Source organism: Enterobacter sp. CPE_E863, from assembly GCF_046521465.1.
GTDB classification, from domain to species: Bacteria; Pseudomonadota; Gammaproteobacteria; order Enterobacterales; family Enterobacteriaceae; genus Enterobacter; species Enterobacter adelaidei.
This window is the reverse complement of record NZ_JBKFZX010000001.1, coordinates 1,439,700-1,456,921: the sequence shown is the minus strand read 5'-3', so window position 1 is coordinate 1,456,921 and position 17,222 is coordinate 1,439,700. Positions and strand designations below refer to the sequence as shown.

At 59.6% G+C, this 17,222-nt stretch carries 18 protein-coding genes and 1 pseudogene; 9 read left to right on the top strand and 10 right to left on the bottom strand.

Annotated elements, in window-relative coordinates; genetic code table 11:
- Positions 1-12: 12 nt before the first annotated feature.
- The 5 genes from ACLHV8_RS07015 to hpxU all read right to left on the bottom strand — a co-directional run bounded on the left by ACLHV8_RS07015 (position 13) and on the right by hpxU (position 3,870).
- Positions 13-750 (bottom strand): amino acid ABC transporter ATP-binding protein, encoded by a 738-nt coding sequence (locus ACLHV8_RS07015; protein ID WP_010429436.1) that lies wholly within the window; start codon positions 748-750, stop codon positions 13-15.
- A complete protein-coding gene (locus ACLHV8_RS07010) occupies positions 731-1,387 on the bottom strand; it encodes an amino acid ABC transporter permease (RefSeq protein WP_032667002.1) in 657 nt (218 codons plus the stop codon). The genes ACLHV8_RS07015 and ACLHV8_RS07010 overlap by 20 nt, the downstream gene beginning before the upstream one ends.
- A complete protein-coding gene (locus ACLHV8_RS07005; protein ID WP_028019136.1) occupies positions 1,387-2,052 on the bottom strand; it encodes an amino acid ABC transporter permease in 666 nt (221 codons plus the stop codon). The genes ACLHV8_RS07010 and ACLHV8_RS07005 overlap by 1 nt, the downstream gene beginning before the upstream one ends.
- A gap of 4 nt (positions 2,053-2,056) precedes the next feature.
- The gene (locus ACLHV8_RS07000; RefSeq protein WP_049008434.1) at positions 2,057-2,839 is read right to left on the bottom strand and encodes a transporter substrate-binding domain-containing protein; all 783 of its coding nucleotides are present in this window, start codon (positions 2,837-2,839) and stop codon (positions 2,057-2,059) included.
- A gap of 191 nt (positions 2,840-3,030) precedes the next feature.
- Positions 3,031-3,870 carry a MurR/RpiR family transcriptional regulator HpxU gene (gene hpxU / locus ACLHV8_RS06995; RefSeq protein ID WP_049008433.1) on the bottom strand — a complete coding sequence of 280 codons (840 nt, stop codon included), beginning with the start codon at positions 3,868-3,870 and terminating at the stop codon, positions 3,031-3,033.
- 142 nt (positions 3,871-4,012) lie between these two features.
- Here hpxU and hpxW point away from each other — a divergent pair, with 142 nt between their 5' ends.
- From hpxW to hpxZ, 4 genes are read left to right on the top strand one after another with little or no spacing between them, the layout of a single operon-like run.
- Positions 4,013-5,596 (top strand): oxamate amidohydrolase, encoded by a 1,584-nt coding sequence (gene hpxW / locus ACLHV8_RS06990; RefSeq protein WP_410376836.1) that lies wholly within the window; start codon positions 4,013-4,015, stop codon positions 5,594-5,596.
- A gap of 10 nt (positions 5,597-5,606) precedes the next feature.
- The gene (gene hpxX / locus ACLHV8_RS06985) at positions 5,607-5,795 is read left to right on the top strand and encodes an oxalurate catabolism protein HpxX (protein ID WP_028019140.1); all 189 of its coding nucleotides are present in this window, start codon (positions 5,607-5,609) and stop codon (positions 5,793-5,795) included.
- Positions 5,792-7,189 carry an AtzE family amidohydrolase gene (locus tag ACLHV8_RS06980; protein WP_208594905.1) on the top strand — a complete coding sequence of 466 codons (1,398 nt, stop codon included), beginning with the start codon at positions 5,792-5,794 and terminating at the stop codon, positions 7,187-7,189. The genes hpxX and ACLHV8_RS06980 overlap by 4 nt, the downstream gene beginning before the upstream one ends.
- Positions 7,186-7,572 carry an oxalurate catabolism protein HpxZ gene (gene hpxZ, locus ACLHV8_RS06975; RefSeq protein ID WP_208594906.1) on the top strand — a complete coding sequence of 129 codons (387 nt, stop codon included), beginning with the start codon at positions 7,186-7,188 and terminating at the stop codon, positions 7,570-7,572. Before ACLHV8_RS06980 ends, hpxZ begins: the two co-directional genes overlap by 4 nt.
- A 49-nt stretch (positions 7,573-7,621) precedes the next feature.
- Here the strand turns inward: hpxZ and puuE are convergent, their stop codons facing one another.
- From puuE to ACLHV8_RS06960, 3 genes and pseudogenes are all read right to left on the bottom strand, one after another.
- Positions 7,622-8,521 carry an allantoinase PuuE gene (gene puuE, locus ACLHV8_RS06970; protein ID WP_244250120.1) on the bottom strand — a complete coding sequence of 300 codons (900 nt, stop codon included), beginning with the start codon at positions 8,519-8,521 and terminating at the stop codon, positions 7,622-7,624.
- Positions 8,439-9,312 (bottom strand): annotated as a pseudogene (hpxA, locus tag ACLHV8_RS06965) (allantoin racemase). The gene puuE and the pseudogene hpxA overlap by 83 nt, the downstream one beginning before the upstream one ends.
- Entirely contained in the window at positions 9,312-10,028 is a 717-nt protein-coding gene (locus ACLHV8_RS06960) for a GntR family transcriptional regulator (RefSeq protein ID WP_028019148.1), read from the bottom strand. The pseudogene hpxA and the gene ACLHV8_RS06960 overlap by 1 nt, the downstream one beginning before the upstream one ends.
- A gap of 144 nt (positions 10,029-10,172) precedes the next feature.
- On the opposite strand from ACLHV8_RS06960, the gene ACLHV8_RS06955 reads away from it, so the two are divergent.
- Positions 10,173-11,669 carry an NCS1 family nucleobase:cation symporter-1 gene (locus ACLHV8_RS06955; protein ID WP_208594909.1) on the top strand — a complete coding sequence of 499 codons (1,497 nt, stop codon included), beginning with the start codon at positions 10,173-10,175 and terminating at the stop codon, positions 11,667-11,669.
- 102 nt (positions 11,670-11,771) lie between these two features.
- Positions 11,772-13,088, top strand: coding sequence for a guanine deaminase (guaD, locus tag ACLHV8_RS06950; RefSeq protein ID WP_208594910.1), 1,317 nt, complete (start codon positions 11,772-11,774; stop codon positions 13,086-13,088).
- Here the strand turns inward: guaD and uraH are convergent.
- Together uraH and uraD are read right to left on the bottom strand one after the other, a co-directional pair.
- On the bottom strand, positions 13,068-13,391 hold the full coding sequence (gene uraH, locus ACLHV8_RS06945) for a hydroxyisourate hydrolase (protein WP_028019151.1): 324 nt from the start codon (positions 13,389-13,391) through the stop codon (positions 13,068-13,070). The genes guaD and uraH overlap by 21 nt on opposite strands.
- Positions 13,388-13,888: a 2-oxo-4-hydroxy-4-carboxy-5-ureidoimidazoline decarboxylase gene (gene uraD / locus ACLHV8_RS06940; RefSeq protein WP_028019152.1), complete on the bottom strand. Its 501-nt coding sequence runs from the start codon at positions 13,886-13,888 to the stop codon at positions 13,388-13,390. The genes uraH and uraD overlap by 4 nt, the downstream gene beginning before the upstream one ends.
- A gap of 169 nt (positions 13,889-14,057) precedes the next feature.
- On the opposite strand from uraD, the gene hpxO reads away from it, so the two are divergent.
- From hpxO to ACLHV8_RS06925, 3 genes are read left to right on the top strand one after another with little or no spacing between them, the layout of a single operon-like run.
- Entirely contained in the window at positions 14,058-15,212 is a 1,155-nt protein-coding gene (gene hpxO / locus ACLHV8_RS06935; protein WP_028019153.1) for an FAD-dependent urate hydroxylase HpxO, read from the top strand.
- Between the two features lie 17 nt (positions 15,213-15,229).
- Complete coding sequence (hpxD, locus tag ACLHV8_RS06930) at positions 15,230-16,264, top strand: molybdenum cofactor-independent xanthine hydroxylase subunit HpxD (RefSeq protein ID WP_208594911.1); 1,035 nt, start codon at positions 15,230-15,232, stop codon at positions 16,262-16,264.
- An 11-nt stretch (positions 16,265-16,275) separates the two neighbouring features.
- Positions 16,276-17,211, top strand: a complete 936-nt coding sequence (locus ACLHV8_RS06925; protein ID WP_208594912.1) for a PDR/VanB family oxidoreductase — start codon at positions 16,276-16,278, stop codon at positions 17,209-17,211.
- The last annotated feature ends 11 nt before the right edge of the window (positions 17,212-17,222 follow it).

Genomic DNA, 17,222 nt, shown 5'->3' with positions numbered 1-17,222 from the left:
TGATGTCCTTCATTAGTTGAGACCGCGTACGGAGGAGATAAATTGCTTCAGTTCTGTGGTCTGCGGGTTGGCGAACAGCGTTTTGCTGTCGCCCTGCTCCCAGACTTTCCCCTGGTGCATAAACACCACGCGGTCGCCCACTTCGCGGGCAAAATTCATTTCATGGGTAACAAGTATCAGCGTCATCCCCTCGGCCGCCAGCTGCTCCAGCACCTTGAGCACTTCGCCCACCAGCTCCGGGTCAAGCGCGGAGGTGATCTCGTCACAGAGTAAAACTTTAGGCGACATCGCCAGGGCGCGGGCAATCGCCACGCGCTGCTGCTGGCCCCCGGAGAGGCTCGACGGGTAGTAATCCAGACGGTCACCCAACCCGACTTTCTCCAGCATGCGCTGCGCCAGCTCCCGACATTCGGCGGCGCTTTTCTTCAGCACCCGACGCGGAGCGAGCATCACGTTTTCCAGCGCCGTCATGTGCGGGAACAGGTTGAAGCTCTGGAACACCATACCGACCGAGCGGCTGATTTCACGCGCCTGGGAATCCCGGTCGGTAATGGTCATGCCGCCGAGTTTAATGCTGCCGTCCTGATACCCTTCCAGACCGTTGATGCAGCGCAGCAACGTGCTTTTCCCCGACCCGCTGCGTCCGATAATCGAAATGACCTGGCCCATGTCGATATCCAGATCGACCCCCTTGAGCACGTGGTTTTCGCCGTAGTACTTCTGCACCTGATTAATGGTGATGAGAGGCATTGAATTTCGTCTCCAGATAGCGGCTGTAGCGGGACAGCGGATAACACAGAATAAAGTAGCCCAGCGCCACCAGCGCAAAGACCTTAAACGGCTGGTACGTGACGTTAGTCAGCATCGTCCCGGCCTTGGTCAGCTCGATAAAGCCGATAATCGACGCCAGCGCAGTACCTTTGATCACCTGCACGGCAAAACCGACCGTTGGGGCGATGCCGATACGTAGCGCCTGCGGGGCGACCACGCGAAACAACGTCTGGCCAAACGTCAGCCCGAGACAGCGCGACGCTTCCCACTGTCCTTTTGGCAGGGCACGAATACTGCCAAACCAGATATCGAGCAAAAACGCGCTGGTGTAAAACGTCAGCGCCAGCGAGGCGGCGGTCCACGGCGAAACGTCGATGCCGAACAGCGCCACGCCAAAGAAGGCCAGGAATAGCTGCATTAGCAGCGGCGTGCCCTGAAACAGCTCGATATAGCCGCGGATGATGCGCCTGACCGTGCGTCCACCCGTGAGGCGCAGCAGCAGGAGCGGCAGCGTCACCACCGCCCCGCCGACAAACGCCACCAGCGACAGCAGCACCGTCCAGCGCCCGGCCAGCAGCAGGTTGCGAATAATGTCCCAGTCGGTAAAGGTGGTCATCATGCCTGCACCCCCAGCCATTTCCGTCCTGCCGCCATCATCAGCTGGCGCAGGGTAATCGACAGCGCTAAGTAAATGCCGGTTGTCACCAGGTAAACCTCAAAGCTCAAAAACGTTCGGGACTGGATGAGGTTGGCGGCGAAGGTCAGCTCTTCATACGAGACCTGCGACACCACCGACGAGCCGAGCATTACGATAATGCACTGGCTCACCAGCGCCGGGTAAATGCGCTGCAGCGAAGGCGGCAACACCACGCGAATAAAGGTCTGCAGGCGGGTGAGCCCCAGCACGCGTCCGGCCTCCCACTGCCCTTTCGGCGTGACCTGAATGCCTGCCCGGATAATCTCGGTGCTGTACGCCCCCAGATTCACCACCATCGCCAGCAGTGCCGCTTCCCCGGCGGTCATTTTCAGCCCCAGATTAGGCAGGCCGAAAACGATAAAAAACAGCTGTACCACAAACGGCGTGTTACGAATAATCTCCACGTAACCGCCCCAGATCCGGCTGAACCACGTCGCCCGCCCGCTGCGAATGGCCGCCCCAAAAATACCGATTGCCAGGCCGCCGAAAGTTGCCATAACGGTCAGTTGAATGGTGACCCACAACCCCGCCAGCAACTCCGGCCAGTGTGGCCAGAGTTCGGAGAAATGAAGTTGCTCTGTCATCGGCCTAGACGCCAAGGTTTGCCGGCAGCGGAGCTTTCAGCCATTGCTCAGACAGGCCGTTCAGCGTGCCGTCTTTGATGCCTTGCTCAATCAACGCATCCACTTTTGCTTTCAGCGCCGGTTCATTCTTTTTCAGCCCAATAAAGCACGGTGAGTCCTTCAGCATAAAGCTCGGTACCGGGGCTTTAGCCGCGTTCTGGCGGGAAATGGCCGCCACCACCAGGTTGCCGGTGGCCACATACTGCACCTGCCCGGAAAGGTAGGCAGACAGCGTGGTGTTGTTGTCTTCATAGCGTTTCACGTCAGCGTCTTTCGGTGCCAGGCTGGTCAGCACCATGTCCTCCACCGCCCCGCGCGTCACGCCGATGGTTTTTCCGCTCAGCGCGGCGGCATCTTTCAGCTCTGCCCCTTTCGGGCCAAACACGCCGAGGAAGAACGGTGCGTAGGCGCGGCTAAAATCGATCACCTTCTCGCGCTCCGGGTTTTTACCGAGGCTTGAAATGACCAGATCCACCTTATCGGTTTGCAGGTACGGCACGCGGTTGGCGCTGGTCACGGGCACCAGCTGTAGCTTGAGCTTCATCTGTTTAGCCAGATAACGCGCCATGTCGATGTCATACCCCTGCGGCTGCAGATCGGTCCCCACCGAGCCAAACGGTGGGAAATCCTGCGGAACGGCGATGCGGATGGTGCCGCGTTTCTCAATATCCTGAAGCTGGTCCGCCTTTGCGGGCAGTTGTGTGAAGAGACATACGGCCCCGGTCAGTGCAATCAACAGTTTTTTCATGGTGCTTCCCCGTAACGTTAGCATGAAACAAAAGATTCTTTGAATGTGATTTTGCAACTAATGTGCCAGATAAAGCGAAGCGGGAAATATTCTTGTAAAGCCTGATAAAACGCAGGCGGGTCGAAAAAACGCGTGTTTTCCCGACCCGCCAGATGCACCATTTAGATGCAAAGCACCAGCCTGATGCCCCATTATCGTTGTTCGAGTTCGTCCAGTTGCTGGTAGAGGGAGGCAATCTCGTGAATGCGCGGACGGCCTTTATCGAGAATCTCATGCAGGAAGGCATTCGCCAGCAGGTTGATCAGGCTGTTGACCGAGGAATAGCTGTCATAGGCCGAAACGCTGTCCAGCGGGGCGCAAAGCTGCCAGCTTGCCAGCGGAAACAGGCTGTGCGCCTGCGGCTCGCACATCAGCAGCACCGGAATTCCGCTTTGCTGAAGCTGCTGCATCAGCGGGCGGACAATACGCGGGCGACGGCGAAAAGCCATCATGATAACCAGGTCGTCAGCGGTTAAATCTACCAGCTCCTCGCTCAGGCTCTGCCCGGGCTGCGGCAGCACCAGCACCTGTCCGCGCGCCTGCAGCAGCTGCTGGCGGAGATGCAAGGCTGCCGGATAGGCGTTACGCATACCAATAATGATAATGCGCCGCGCTTTCACCATGCAGGCCATCGCCTCGGCAAACTGCTGCGCGTCGAGGGCATTGACCCACTGGGTCAGGTTCGCCATCTCCTGTTTATAGTGACGTGCCAGCAGCGTATTACCCTGCACCGCGTCACGGTTATCGGTAAGCGGCATCCCGCTCTGGCGCAGCGTGCGCAGTTCGTCGCGCATGTCCTTATATTTCTCATAGCCCAGACGCTTAAACAGGCGGCTCACGGTGGCTTTCGACACCCCGCTGAGCTGCGCCAGCTCAGCGCTGTTGTAGCTAATCAGGTCGTCAAAGTGATCGAAAATAAAATCCGCCACCCGCTGCTCCTGCGGCGACAGTGACGGGTATTGTGCTTTCAGACGTTCATCCAGTTGTTCCATAGCGCCTCTGTAACTTTTGTTTCATCACTTTTTACCTTTGATTCTACCTTTCATTATACGTGCCAGTTTACTGAAACTTTTCTTTCATAACTGGAACAGCTTTTGCAGCACCTTGTGACTTTCAGAGTTACGAGGACGCTTCATGCAAAGTAATGTCTCCACGCACGGCATGGCCGTTGCGCCCCACCATCTTGCCAGCCAGAGCGCGCTGGCTGTACTGCGCGAAGGCGGCAGCGCGATAGAAGCGATGGTCGCAGCGGCAGCCACCGTTGCCGTGGTTTACCCGCACATGAACGGGCTGGGTGGCGATGGCTTCTGGCTTATCGTGCCGCCGGAAGGCGATCCGATCGCCATTGACGCCAGCGGTGCGGCGGGTTCGCTGGCAACGCTCGCCGCCTACGACGGGCTGGCGCATATTCCCCATCGCGGACCTCAGGCGGCGCTGACCGTCGCCGGAACGGTCAGCGGCTGGGACGAGGCGCTTAAGGTCTCGCGCGAGATGACCGGCAAGGCGCTGCCGCTGGCTCGCCTGCTGGCCGACGCCATTGATTACGCGCAGAATGGCACGCCGGTCACTGCCTCTCAGGCCAGCGCCACGGCCAGTAAATACGAGGAACTGAAAGAGATCCCAGGATTCGCGGAAACCTGGCTGGTGGACGGCAAACCGCCGCAGGTCGGGAGCCGTTTTTACCAGCCCGCCATGGCCTCAACGCTCAAACGCCTGGTAGAGGACGGTCTGGACAGCTTTTACCGCGGCCCGCTGGCAGAGTGCCTGGCGCGGGGAATGGCGAAACTGGGTCTGCCCGTTACGCTGGCCGATTTACACGCGCATGCCGCCCGGCGCACCACGCCGCTGCGCTTGCAGCATCATCAGGGGGAGATCTTTAACCACGCCCCGCCGACGCAGGGGCTGGTCTCGCTGGCGATACTCGGCATCACCGATCGCCTGAATATGGCGAAGGCCGACGACGCCGAAACCATTCACCGCATCGTTGAAGCCACCAAGCTGGCCTTTGGCCTGCGCGATGCCCACATCACCGACCCGCGCGAGCTGAAAACCGATATCCAGAGCCTGCTGGAACCCGCTGCCCTTCAGACGCTTGCCGGACAAATTGACGACAGCCGCGCCGCACCGTGGGGCACCGGAAAAGGCCCCGGCGATACGGTGTGGATGGGCGTGATGGATAACAGCGGGCTTGCCGTGTCGTTTATCCAGAGTATTTATCACGAGTTTGGCAGCGGCGTGGTGCTACCCGATACCGGCATCGTCTGGCAGAACCGGGGCGCCTCTTTCAGCCTCGACCCCGATCATCTTCTGTCGCTTGCCCCTGGCAAACAGCCCTTCCATACCCTCAACCCGGCGGCGGCACGGCTGAACGACGGGCGCGTGATGGTCTACGGTTCGATGGGCGGAGACGGGCAACCACAAACCCAGGCCACGCTCTTTACCCGCTACGTCGTTCAGGGCGTTCCGCTGCAGGAGAGCATCTCCCGCCCGCGCTGGCTGTTGGGACGCACCTGGGGACAAACCTCGGACACGTTAAAACTGGAAGGTCGCTTTACCGCTGAGACGGTTTCTCAGCTCCGGACGCTGGGTCATGAGGTGGAAATATTCCCTGACTTCAGTGAAGCCATGGGCCACGCGGGCGCGATTGTCCGCCACCCGAACGGCCTGTTCGAAGGGGCATTTGACCCGCGCAGCAACGGCGCGGCTGCCGGATTCTGAGGAGAAAACAATGACAACACAACAACCCGACTGGCACGCGTATCTGGCGCAAATGGAAACCGTGCTCGGCGTGACGCTGGACGCCCCCCGTCGCGCCGAGCTGCAATTACAGTTCAGCCGCATTGCCGCCATGGCCGCCCCGCTTATGGCGCTGCCGCTCGACGACCGTCTGGAGATTGCAGGAGTGTATAAAGCATGACGCTACACGAAATGAGTATCAGCGCGATCCAGCAGGCCCTGAGCGCGGGCGAGCTGAGCGCGAGCGAGATTGCCCGCCAGACGCTGGAGGCGATTGCCCGCGTTAACCCGCAGATCAACGCCTGGACCGCCGTAACGGAAGAACGCATGCTGGCCGAGGCCGAAAATATCGACACCCTGCGCCGGGAAAAACGCCCGCTACCGCCGCTGGCAGGCGTGCCCTACGCGGTGAAAAACCTGTTTGACGTTGCCGGACACACCACGCTTGCAGGGGCGGAACTGTTCAGCCAGCGCCCTGCCGCTGCCGCAGACAGCTTTGCGGTGCGTCAGTTGCGCAGTGCCGGCGGGTTGCTGACCGGGATGGTTAATATGGATGCCTACGCCTACGGCTTTACCACTGAAAATAGCCACTACGGCGCGACGCATAACCCGCACGATCTGGCGCGCATTGCGGGGGGATCGTCCGGCGGATCTGCCGCCGCCGTTGCCGCCGGGCTGGTGCACTTTTCGCTCGGAACCGACACCAACGGCTCCATTCGCGTTCCGGCTTCCCTGTGCGGGATATATGGCCTGAAGCCCACTTTTGGCCGCTTATCGCGCTCCGGTAGCCATCCTTTTGTGGCAAGTCTGGACCATATCGGCCCGTTTGCCCGCCGCGTGAGCGATCTGGCGTCGGTATACGACGCGCTGCAAGGGCGGGATACCAGCGACGGTTTTCAGGCAGAAAGCTCGCGCGAACAGACGCGTCCCTTGCTCGATCGCGGGCTTGATGGTCTGCGCTGCGCCGTGCTTGGCGGCTATTTCACCACCTGGTGCGACGCGGACGCCCGCGACGCCGTAGCGCGGGTGGCAAAAGCGCTCGACGTGCAGGATGAACTGCATTTCCCGGATGCCGAACTGGCACGTTCCGCAGCGTTTATCATCAGCGCCTCCGAAGGAGGAAATCAGTACCTGCCCGCGCTTCGCGGCGAGCCTGAACGATTCGAACCACACTCTCGTGAGCGGCTGCTGGCCGGGGCGATGATCCCCTCCGCCTGGTACATCCAGGCCCAGCGTTTTCGCGCGCACGCCCGGCAGGCGTTCAAAACCCTATTCGCCCAGGCTGATATCCTTATCGCCCCGGCAACGCCACGCAGCGCCACGCTGATTGGCGAGCAATTCATGGAAATCAACGGTCAGCAGCTACCCGTTCGCGCCAGCATGGGGATGCTGACGCAGCCGATTTCGTTTCTGGGTTTGCCCGTCACCACCGTTCCGCTACGCACCGCCGTAGGTGCGCCGATTGGCCTGCAGCTGATCGCCGCACCGTTTAACGAGCAGGCCTGCCTGCGCGTGGCGCGGGTTCTGGAAGAGAGAGGAATAACCGATGCCCGTCCGGCGGAGAGTGCAGCATGATGAATCACGATGACATTAACCTCCCGTGGGTGGTTACAGAGGTGACAGCCGCGTTTTACCGCTATGAAGACGCGCTGGTGAGCAACAACATTGCGGTGCTGGATGAGCTGTTCTGGCACGATAAAAACACCGTGCGGCTGGGCGCCGGAGAAAACCTGTACGGCATTGAGGAAATCCGCGCCTTTCGTGCGGCACGTCCGTCCGCCGGGTTGCAGCGGACGTTGCGTCACACGGTGATCACCACCTTTGGTGAGGATTACGCCGTGTGCAGCACCGAGTTTACCCGCGAGGGCACAGAACGCACTGGACGCCAGCAGCAGACGTGGGTGCGGTTTGCCTGTGGGTGGCGGATCGTGGCGGCACAGGTGAGTGTGATGGCGTAAAATAGCTGGCCGGGTAAGGCGTAACCGCCACCCGGCTAAACACGACACATTACTTCTGAAACGGATGCACTTCCCGCCAGTGGTCGGCAATCTGCTGACGGGTACAGACCCACACCCGCTCATGCTGCTGCACATAATCAAGAAAGCGCTGCAACGCGCGAAAACGCCCCGGACGCCCAAGCAGGCGGCAGTGCATTCCGATGGACATCATCTTCGGCGCGCTTTCCCCCTCTTCATACAGCACATCAAAGCTGTCCTTCAGATACGTATAAAACTGCTCGGCGGTGTTAAACCCCTGCGCGGTCGCAAAGCGCATGTCGTTCGCATCCAGCGTGTATGGTACAATCAGGTGTGGTTTACGGGTACCGTCGCCGCACGCCACTTCCGTCCAGAAGGGTAAATCATCGCCATAGTAGTCGCTGTCGTAGTCAAAACCACCGTGCTCCACCACCAGCTGACGCGTGTTAGGGCTGTCGCGTCCGGTGTACCAGCCGGTCGGTGGCTTGCCAAACAGATCGGTCAGCACATGCACCGCTTTCTGCAGATGTTCGCGCTCCTGGCTGATGTCCATATTCTGATAATGGATCCAGCGCCAGCCGTGACTGACCACGTCGTAATCCGCCGCTTTGATCGCCTCAACGATCTCCGGGTGACGCGCCAGCGCCATCGCCACGCCAAAGACCGTCAGCGGCAGAGCGCGCTTTTGAAATTCATTGTGGATCCGCCAGAACCCGGCGCGGCTGCCGTATTCGTAGAGGGAGTCCATGGACATATGTTTATCGGGGTAGCTGGCTGCACCGATGATATCCGACAGGAATTGCTCTGAACCGGCATCCCCGTGCAGAACGTGGTTTTCCGCCCCTTCTTCATAATTGAGCACAAACTGCACGGCGATGCGCGCCTGATTCGGCCACTGCGCGTGCGGCGGAGTACCTGCGTAGCCACGCAGATCCCGCGGGTAATCTTGTTCAAAAAGCGCCATTACGTCTCCCCTCATCTTCAAAATGGATTCAGTGCCTGAAACTGTCCGCTTAACGCTTTTTTCTCCGGGAACGCCAGGTCCCCATGCTTGCTGGTCGATAACCCCAGCGCCACCAGCGACTCCACCATTTTCACCGCCGCGCTGACGCCGTCGATGACCGGCACACGCAGCTCGCGCGTCAGCTCCTGCGCCAGCGTCGCCATACCTCCGCAGCCCAGCACAATGGCCCCGCAGCCATCTTCTTTCAGTGCCTGTATACAACGCGCGCGCACTTTTTCCTGCGCCAGACCGCTGCCGTCTTCCAGCGCCAGCACCGGGAGCTCGATGGCGTGCAGCGCCGCGCAGTGATCCTGAAAGCCATACTGATGCAGCAGGTGACGGGCGATGATCAGCGTGCGCGGCAGCGTGGTGACCACCGAAAAGCGTGTCGCCACCAGCGTGGCCATATGCATGGCGGCTTCAGCAATGCCAACAACTGGCCCCTGCGCCAGCTCGCGCGCCGCCAGCAGGCCCGGATCGCCAAAGCAGGCAATCACGTGACCCGATACGCCCTGCTCTCTGCCTTTTTTGATCTGCTCAAGGACACCAACGGCGGCAATGGCCTCATCAAAATGGCCTTCTATCGACGGCACGCCTGCAGTCGGACAGACCGCGAGGATCTCCGTACCCGGCGAAGCCACCGCCCGGGCCGCCGCGCCGATGGTTTCCGTCATCGCGAGGCTGGTGTTGGGGTTGATCACTTGTATACAGACAGACATTACGACTCCTTGTGACCGGCAAACAGCCGGGCAAAATCAGGCAGGCACTCGCCCGCCCGCTCGAAGCAGAGGCTGGCGACGATATGTTCAAAATGGTGCATCAGGGCATCGCTTAGCGGCTGGAGCGCTTTCTGGCGCAGCAGCTCCACAAGCTGTTCGTGATCGTTACAGCGGCAACCCTGACGCCACGGCGCGCCCCAGGTGGCAATCACCAGCGACGAGCGCTGGCTCAGGCTGGTCACCATCTCCGTCAGCACCTGGTTGCCGGAGATGGCCTGCAGCTGAATGTGAAAATTGGCGGAATGGCGGATTGCCGCCGGGCCGTCGTACGCCTCGTGCGCCTGCTGCTCCTGACGAATAATGGCTTCCAGTGCCGCCAGATGTGGCGGCTGGCAGTGGGCCAGCACGTCCGGCAGGTTGGCGACCTCCAGCAGAGCACGTGTGCGAAAGATATGTTGCGCCTCTTCTACTGTCGGGCTGGAGACATGTGCACCACGTTTGGGCGTTAACGTGACCATTTGCACAGCCGCGAGTCGTTGCAGCACCTTGCGGATGCCCGTGCGGCTCACGCCGAAGACCTCGGCCAGCGCTTCTTCCGGCAACTTACTCCCCGGCAGCAGCTGATGTTCGACAATCGCAGTCATCAACGCCTGAAAGATGGATTCGTCTTTGTCTTGCAGGTCTGGCGCGGCGTGCAGACTGTTTACGTTGTTCATTACCCACTCCACTTTTTACTTTCCGATATCGAATCGTATACATAAAAATAAAATATTGCATACAAGATTTATTATTTTGGCCTGGATCCTGCAACACCCGTTGCACTCCCACTTAACGGGTTTTCATTCACAGGAGCAGGTTTCATGCCAAACAGACAAAATACGCAGCAAGGTACGGCCGCTGATTCCGGTGCGGTTTACAGCCCACGGCTTTGCAATGAGGATCTGGCACCGACGCGTGACCAGAACTGGAGCTGGTACAACATCTTTTCTTTCTGGATGTCGGACGTTCACAGCATGGGGGGCTATGTAGTCGCCGCGAGCTTCTTTACGCTCGGGCTGGCAAGCTGGCAGGTGTTGCTCTGCCTGCTGGTGGGGATTTGCATTGTGCAGCTGTGCGCCAACCTGGTGGCCAAACCGAGCCAGATGGCGGGTGTGCCCTATGCGGTGATCAGCCGTCAGGCATTTGGCGTCTTCGGGGCGAACATTCCGGCGGTGATCCGCGGGCTTATCGCCTTCGCGTGGTACGGCATTCAAACCTATCTGGCCGCCAACGCCCTGATGCTGGTGGCGCTGAAGTTCTGGCCATCGCTCTCTTCGCTCACCGCCGACGCGTTCCTGGGGTTGTCGCACCTGGGCTGGATCTGCTTTGCCATCATGTGGGTATTGCAGGCGATGGTCTTCTGGCACGGCATGAGCGCCATCAAGCGCTTTATTGATATCGCCGGTCCGGCGGTGTACGTGGTGATGCTGGCGCTGGCAGGCTGGATTGTATACAAGACCGGATTGGACGGGATCTCCTTTACCCTTGCCAGCAAATCCCTGAGCGCGGGTGAGCAGACCTGGCAGATGATCACGGCGACCGCGCTGGTGGTCTCTTACTTCTCCGGCCCGCTGCTCAACTTTGGTGATTTCTCGCGTTACGGCAAAAGCATGGGTGAAATTCGCCGTGGAAACCGCTGGGGACTGCCGTTTAACTTCCTGCTGTTCTCCATCGTTACCGTGGTGATTGTCTCCGGCACCCAGTCGCTGTTTGGCCGCATGATCACCGACCCAATTGAAACCGTCAGCCGCGTGGGCAACGATCTGGCCGTGGCAATTGGTCTGCTGACGATGATCACCGCCACCATCGGGATCAACATCGTGGCGAACTTTGTCTCCCCGGCGTTTGATTTCTCTAACTGTTCGCCGCAGAAAATCAGCTTCCGCACCGGAGGGATGATCGCCGCCGTTGGTTCGATCCTGCTCACCCCGTGGAACCTGTTCAACTCTCCGGAGCTTATCCACTACACCCTGGACGTGCTCGGGGCATTTATCGGCCCGCTGTTCGGTATTCTGATTGCGGATTTCTACCTGATTAAGCGCGGGAAAGTCTCTGTGGACGATCTGTTCGACGACACGCCAAAAGGCAAATACTGGTATCGCAACGGCTTTAACCCGAAAGCCATCGCTGCGCTGCTTCCGTCCGTTGGCATAGGGCTGGTGATAAGCTTCATCCCGGCCCTGCACGAAGTGGCGAACTTTAGCTGGTTCATCGGCGTCTTCCTCGGCGGCGTGACCTACCGCTGGCTGGCGCGGGAAGAGCGCGAAGTGGCTGCTGCCCCGCAATTTAACTCCCGCGTGGCGACGCAAAAAGAGTAACCCTTCCTTCTGGCCGCAGGTTTCCTGCGGCCTTCCTCAAGCTGGCACCCTTTTTGCTCATTCTCATGACTCCGCTACGCAAACATAAAGGCAGGAACCATGATGGAATACCAGACAGCGATCCGCGGTGCATTTTTTGATATTGCCCAGGTCTGCGACAGTGCAGACGCTATCGCCCAACACGCACGCTATCTTGAGGACGGACTGCTGTTCATACAGAACGGTAAAATTCTGGCGCAGATGGCGTGGCAGGATGGCGAGCAGTATCTTGATCCTCACAAAGGCTACACCGACCTGCGCGGCAAACTGCTGATGCCCGGTTTTGTCGATACCCACGTCCATTATCCGCAAACGGAGATGATCGGTGCGTTTGGCGAGCAGCTACTGGAGTGGCTGACCACCTATACGTTCCCGGTGGAGAGCCAGTTTTCCGATGAGGTGTATGCGAAAGAGATTGCCGAATTTTTCATTAACCAGCTGGTGAGCCATGGCACCACTACCGCACTGGTGTTTTGTACGCTGCATCCCGAATCGGTCGAGGCGCTGTTTACCGAAGCCCTGCGCCTCAACATGCGCCTTATCGCCGGCAAGGTGATGATGGACAGGAACACCCCGGACTATCTCAGCGAAGACGCGAAACAGAGCTACCGGCAGACGCGTGAGCTGATCCAGCGCTGGCACCACCGGGGACGGTTGGGGTATGCCATTACCCCGCGTTTTGCACCGACGTCTTCACCCGAGCTGCTCGCGGCGGTGAGTTTACTCAGAGAAGAGTTTCCGGATACGTGGATGCAGACCCATCTGAGCGAAAACCCGAATGAAGTAGCCTGGGTGAGCGATCTCTGGCCAGAGCACGAACGTTATCTGGACGTGTATCACCACTACGGCCTGACCGGCGAGCGCAGCGTGTTTGCCCACGGGATCCATCTGCATGAGAGCGAATGGCGCTGCCTGCATGATACCGGCTCCGCTGTCGCATTTTGCCCCACCTCCAATCTGTTTCTCGGTAGCGGGCTGTTTCGCCTGCCCGCCTGCTGGCAGCACAAGGTGCGGATGGGCATCGGCACTGACGTCGGCGCAGGCACCACCTTCAGCATGCTGCGCACCCTGGGGGAAGCCTACAAAGTCGGTCAATTGCAGAGCTACCGACTGCGCGCCAGCGAAGCGTTTTATCACGCCACGCTGGGTGGCGCGCACGCGCTCAGGCTGGACGACAAAATTGGCAACTTCACACCGGGTAAAGAAGCCGATTTCATCGTGATCGACCCTGACGTGACGCCGTTACAACGCCTGCGCAATCGTCGCTGCAAAGATATCTACGAGCAGCTTTTCGTGCTGATGACTCTGGGCGACGAGCGCAATATCAGCGAGACCTGGGTCAACGGCGAGCGGGTCTGGTCAACTGCCCCGGTAGGTTGACCACCCACCAGGCGCAATCACAAACGGCAGATGGAAGTGCTCCTCTGCCGTTCCTCCCGTCACAAAATCAATTTGCGCGCAGGGATAGAGGGTGTCGCGGCCAGTTTCGCGAAACCATTCACCGATCTCCGCCACCAGCCGATAACGGCCTGCGGGCAGAAAGGGAACGAACGTGGTAATGCGCCCCTGCGCGTTGGTCACGTCCGTAGCCAGCGTTTTTCCTTCCTGTTGCAGATAAACCGTCACCCCCTGGGCCGGTTTTCCCGTCGAAATATCCAGAATATGCGTACTTAAGGTGCTCATTCGTTTATGACTCCTTCCAGCCGTAGTAGCGTGATTTCCCGCAGTTGTTCCAGCGCGACACGGACTTCCTGCGCATCGCTGTTCTCCAACCGCGCGTGCAGCGCCTGTAAAATGTCCTCTCCGCTGCGGCCTTTGGCGCGGATCAGAAATACGCGTCCGAAACGGGCTTCATAACGGGCATTACCTTCGCGCAATGCCTGCGCAAGGGCTGCGTCGCGGTCATTCACCGCCCCTTGCTCCTGACGGGACAGCGCTGCCTCGGCCTGCGAACCGGTTAGTTTTTCCCCGATGCGCGGATGCGCGCTCAGGGCTTGCGCTAACGCCGCATCATCCCAGGTTTGCGCCTGTGCCGTGGCCGCGTTGAACAATGCCTCCCGGCTCGGGTAAGGCCGACCGCGAACCAGCGCCTCGGCCCAGGCAGGAATGGCTACGCAGGGGCGTAGCAGCGCAAGTGCATCTTTGTCAGGAAGATGATTGAAGTCGTGCAGTGCGATCATAGTGGCTCCTTTATCACAATCCTTCTGGCTGTTGCACAAATCGCGCCACTTTTACCGCGCCAGCGCACCTTAGCAGTGCAACGTCACCTCTCACAATGCCCTTTTCGCCGCTCTGCAGCCTGGTACGCAAATTGCTCACTCTCATTACACCCTGCAAAAGGAGAGAAGCATGAGAGCAATCGTCATTGGCGCGGGTATTGGCGGCCTGAGCGCCGCCGTCGCGCTGAAGAAAGCGGGCATCGACTGTACCGTGTTTGAAGCCGTAAAAGAGATCAGGCCCGTCGGGGCGGCCATCTCCATCTGGCCTAATGGGGTGAAATGTATGCAGCACCTCGGCATGGGCGACATCATCGAGACCTACGGCGGTCCGATGCGTTTTATGGCCTACAAGGATTACCGACGCGGCGAGACCCTGACCCGCTTTAGCCTTGCCCCGCTGGTTGAGCGTACCGGAGGGCGTCCCTGCCCCGTCTCGCGTACGGAACTTCAACGCGAAATGCTGGACTTCTGGGGGCGCGACAAGGTTCAGTTTGGCAAGCGCGTCGAACATGTCAGTGAAGATGACGCTGGCGTCACGGTGACCTTCACCGATGGCACTACCGCAACCGGGGATTTCCTGATTGCCGCCGACGGCAGCCACTCGGCGGTTCGTCCGTACGTGCTGGGATATACGCCCGAGCGCCGCTATGCGGGCTACGTTAACTGGAACGGGCTGGTGAAGATTGATGAAGAGATAGCTCCCGCTCACCAGTGGACAACCTTCGTGGGCGAAGGCAAACGCGTGTCGCTGATGCCCGTCTCCGGCGGTCGTTTCTACTTCTTTTTTGATGTTCCGCTTCCCCTCGGGCTGGCAGAAGATCGCACGACGGTGCGGGCCGATCTCACCGGTTACTTCCGCGGCTGGGCGCCGCCGGTGCAGAAGCTCATCGCGGCGCTGGATCCTGAAACGACCAACCGCATCGAAATTCACGATATCGAACCGTTCGACAGCCTGGTACGCGGCAAGGTGGCGCTGCTCGGCGATGCCGGGCACAGCACCACGCCGGATATCGGCCAGGGCGGTTGCGCCGCCATGGAGGATGCGGTGGTGCTCGGGGACTGTCTGCGTGAAAACCATAACATCATGCTGGCACTGCGACAGTACGAAGCGCTGCGCTGCGACCGGGTTCGCGACCTGGTGCTAAAAGCCCGCAAACGCTGCGACGTCACCCACGGGAAAGATATGGCGCTGACGCAGGCCTGGTATCAGGAGCTCAAAGAGGAGACCGGAGAGCGCATCATCAAGGGTCTGTGCGACACCATTCAGGGCGGACCATTAGGCTGAACACAAGAGGGATAACGATGAAAAGAGAACCGACTCCACCCGCCCATTGTACCTTTGAGCCAGAGGACTGGCTGCGCCTGGCGAAATGCTGGCATCCGGTCGCCCGAGCCTACGACGTCGGCCCGGCACCGGTCAAAGCGACCCTGCTCGATGAACAGCTGGTGATTTACAGGATTAACGATCGGGTCGTGGTCGCCCGTGACGTTTGTCCTCACCGTGGCGTACCGCTGACGCTCGGCTTTCACGACGAGCACGGGATCATCTGCCCTTACCACGGTTTACGCTTTGGGGAAGACGGGCGCTGTAACCGCATTCCGTCAAGCCCGGACCAACCCGTTCCGGCGAAGCTGAACCTGATTAACTACGCCGTGGAGGAGCGCTTTGGGTTGATCTGGACCTGCCTGGCGTTTGACCCGGACAATCCTGCGCCGCTGCCCACCATGCCGCACTGGGATGACGACGGATTTCAGCAGATCAACTGCCCGGCATTTGAGGTGAACGGTTTCGCCGGTCGCCAGGTGGAGGGCTTTCTGGACGTGGCGCACTTTGCGTGGATCCACACCGATACCTTTGCCGATCCCAATAATCAGCTTGTACCCACCTATCAGCCGCAGGAGACGCCGTTCGGCTTCGTGGCGGATTACTGGAGTTCTGTGAGTAACTATCCCGCCAGCTCGGACGTGCAGGCGCCGGAAGGGTTTCAGTGGCTACGCCATTTTGAAATGCATCTGCCGTTTACCGCCACCCTGACGATTCATTTTCCGGGAGAATCGAGGCTGGTGATCATGAATGCCGCGTCGCCCGTGTCATCACGCGTCACCCGCATGTTCGCCCCTATCGCGCGTAATTTTGACCTGCATATTCCGGTGGAAGATGTGCATGCCTTCAATCTGCGCATTTTTGAAGAGGATCGTTTGATGGTCGAAACCCAGCGCCCGGAAAGCCTGCCGCTGGACCTGACCCTTGAAGCCCATATTCCGGCGGATAAAAGCTCGATTGCCTACCGCCGGGGACTGAAAAAAATGGGTTTTGGCGAGTTTTTCCTGGTCTGATGGAGGCCGATATGTTGAGCGTGATTGTTGACGGGATATGGCGTGAAGGGGATAAAAGTCTCGCCGTCCGGCTGATCGCTGAAAACGGTGAAGCGCTGCCGGAATGGCAGCCGGGGGCGCACATAGACGTGCACCTGTCCTGCGGGGTGGTGCGCCAGTATTCCCTGACCGGGTCATGTCAGGACGAGAGCTATCTTATCTGCGTGGGCCGGGAAACCGCCTCGCGCGGCGGGTCGCGCTATGTGCACGATACGCTGCGTCCCGGACAGAAATTATTGATCTCTGCCCCACGCAACCTGTTTCCGCTTCTTCCGGCAGAACGGGTTTTGCTGCTGGCGGCGGGCATTGGCATTACGCCGCTGTATGCGATGGCCCTGCAGCTGAAGGCGGCCGGAACACCGTTTACGCTGCACTATTACGTCAGAAACCGCGAAAGCGCGGCGTTTGCGCGCGAACTCTCGCCGTTTGCTGAGTGCATCATTCATACCGCCAGCCCGCGCACAGCGCTGGCAGAGCATCTCCCGGCGGCTGAGGAGGGACTTCACGCCTGGATCTGCGGTCCGGCAGGATTCATGGAAAAAGTGCGGGAGGTCGCGACGGCGAAGGGTTGGGAGGACGCCCAACTTCACAGCGAGGCGTTCCAGCCTGTTGCCCCTCTCTCCTGCGGTGAAACGGGTGAGATTTTTACGGTCAAACTGGCCTCCACCGGCGAGCGCTGGCCGGTGCCAGCGGATAAAACTATCGCCCAGGTGTTACAGGCAAACGGCGTGGACGTGCCGCTGTCCTGCGAAATGGGGATCTGCGGCGCCTGCCTGACGCCGGTGATTGACGGCGTGGTGGATCACCGGGATAGCGTGCAGTCGGAAGCGGAAAAAAGCGCGGTAAATCAGCATGTGGCGCTATGCTGTTCGCGGAGTCATTCCGGGGAGCTGGTGATCGGGCTGTAAAACGAAATAAA

Coding starts and splice junctions, on each gene's coding strand:
- guaD (WP_208594910.1), top strand. CDS start 11,772: ATGGAATACCAGACAGCGATCCGCGGTGCATTTTTTGATATTGCCCAG.
- hpxZ (WP_208594906.1), top strand. CDS start 7,186: ATGATGAATCACGATGACATTAACCTCCCGTGGGTGGTTACAGAGGTG.
- hpxD (WP_208594911.1), top strand. CDS start 15,230: ATGAAAAGAGAACCGACTCCACCCGCCCATTGTACCTTTGAGCCAGAG.
- ACLHV8_RS07005 (WP_028019136.1), bottom strand. CDS start 2,052: ATGACAGAGCAACTTCATTTCTCCGAACTCTGGCCACACTGGCCGGAG.
- ACLHV8_RS07010 (WP_032667002.1), bottom strand. CDS start 1,387: ATGACCACCTTTACCGACTGGGACATTATTCGCAACCTGCTGCTGGCC.
- hpxX (WP_028019140.1), top strand. CDS start 5,607: ATGACAACACAACAACCCGACTGGCACGCGTATCTGGCGCAAATGGAA.
- ACLHV8_RS07015 (WP_010429436.1), bottom strand. CDS start 750: ATGCCTCTCATCACCATTAATCAGGTGCAGAAGTACTACGGCGAAAAC.
- uraH (WP_028019151.1), bottom strand. CDS start 13,391: ATGAGCACCTTAAGTACGCATATTCTGGATATTTCGACGGGAAAACCG.
- ACLHV8_RS06925 (WP_208594912.1), top strand. CDS start 16,276: ATGTTGAGCGTGATTGTTGACGGGATATGGCGTGAAGGGGATAAAAGT.
- hpxO (WP_028019153.1), top strand. CDS start 14,058: ATGAGAGCAATCGTCATTGGCGCGGGTATTGGCGGCCTGAGCGCCGCC.
- ACLHV8_RS06955 (WP_208594909.1), top strand. CDS start 10,173: ATGCCAAACAGACAAAATACGCAGCAAGGTACGGCCGCTGATTCCGGT.
- hpxU (WP_049008433.1), bottom strand. CDS start 3,870: ATGGAACAACTGGATGAACGTCTGAAAGCACAATACCCGTCACTGTCG.
- ACLHV8_RS07000 (WP_049008434.1), bottom strand. CDS start 2,839: ATGAAAAAACTGTTGATTGCACTGACCGGGGCCGTATGTCTCTTCACA.
- uraD (WP_028019152.1), bottom strand. CDS start 13,888: ATGATCGCACTGCACGACTTCAATCATCTTCCTGACAAAGATGCACTT.
- ACLHV8_RS06960 (WP_028019148.1), bottom strand. CDS start 10,028: ATGAACAACGTAAACAGTCTGCACGCCGCGCCAGACCTGCAAGACAAA.
- ACLHV8_RS06980 (WP_208594905.1), top strand. CDS start 5,792: ATGACGCTACACGAAATGAGTATCAGCGCGATCCAGCAGGCCCTGAGC.
- hpxW (WP_410376836.1), top strand. CDS start 4,013: ATGCAAAGTAATGTCTCCACGCACGGCATGGCCGTTGCGCCCCACCAT.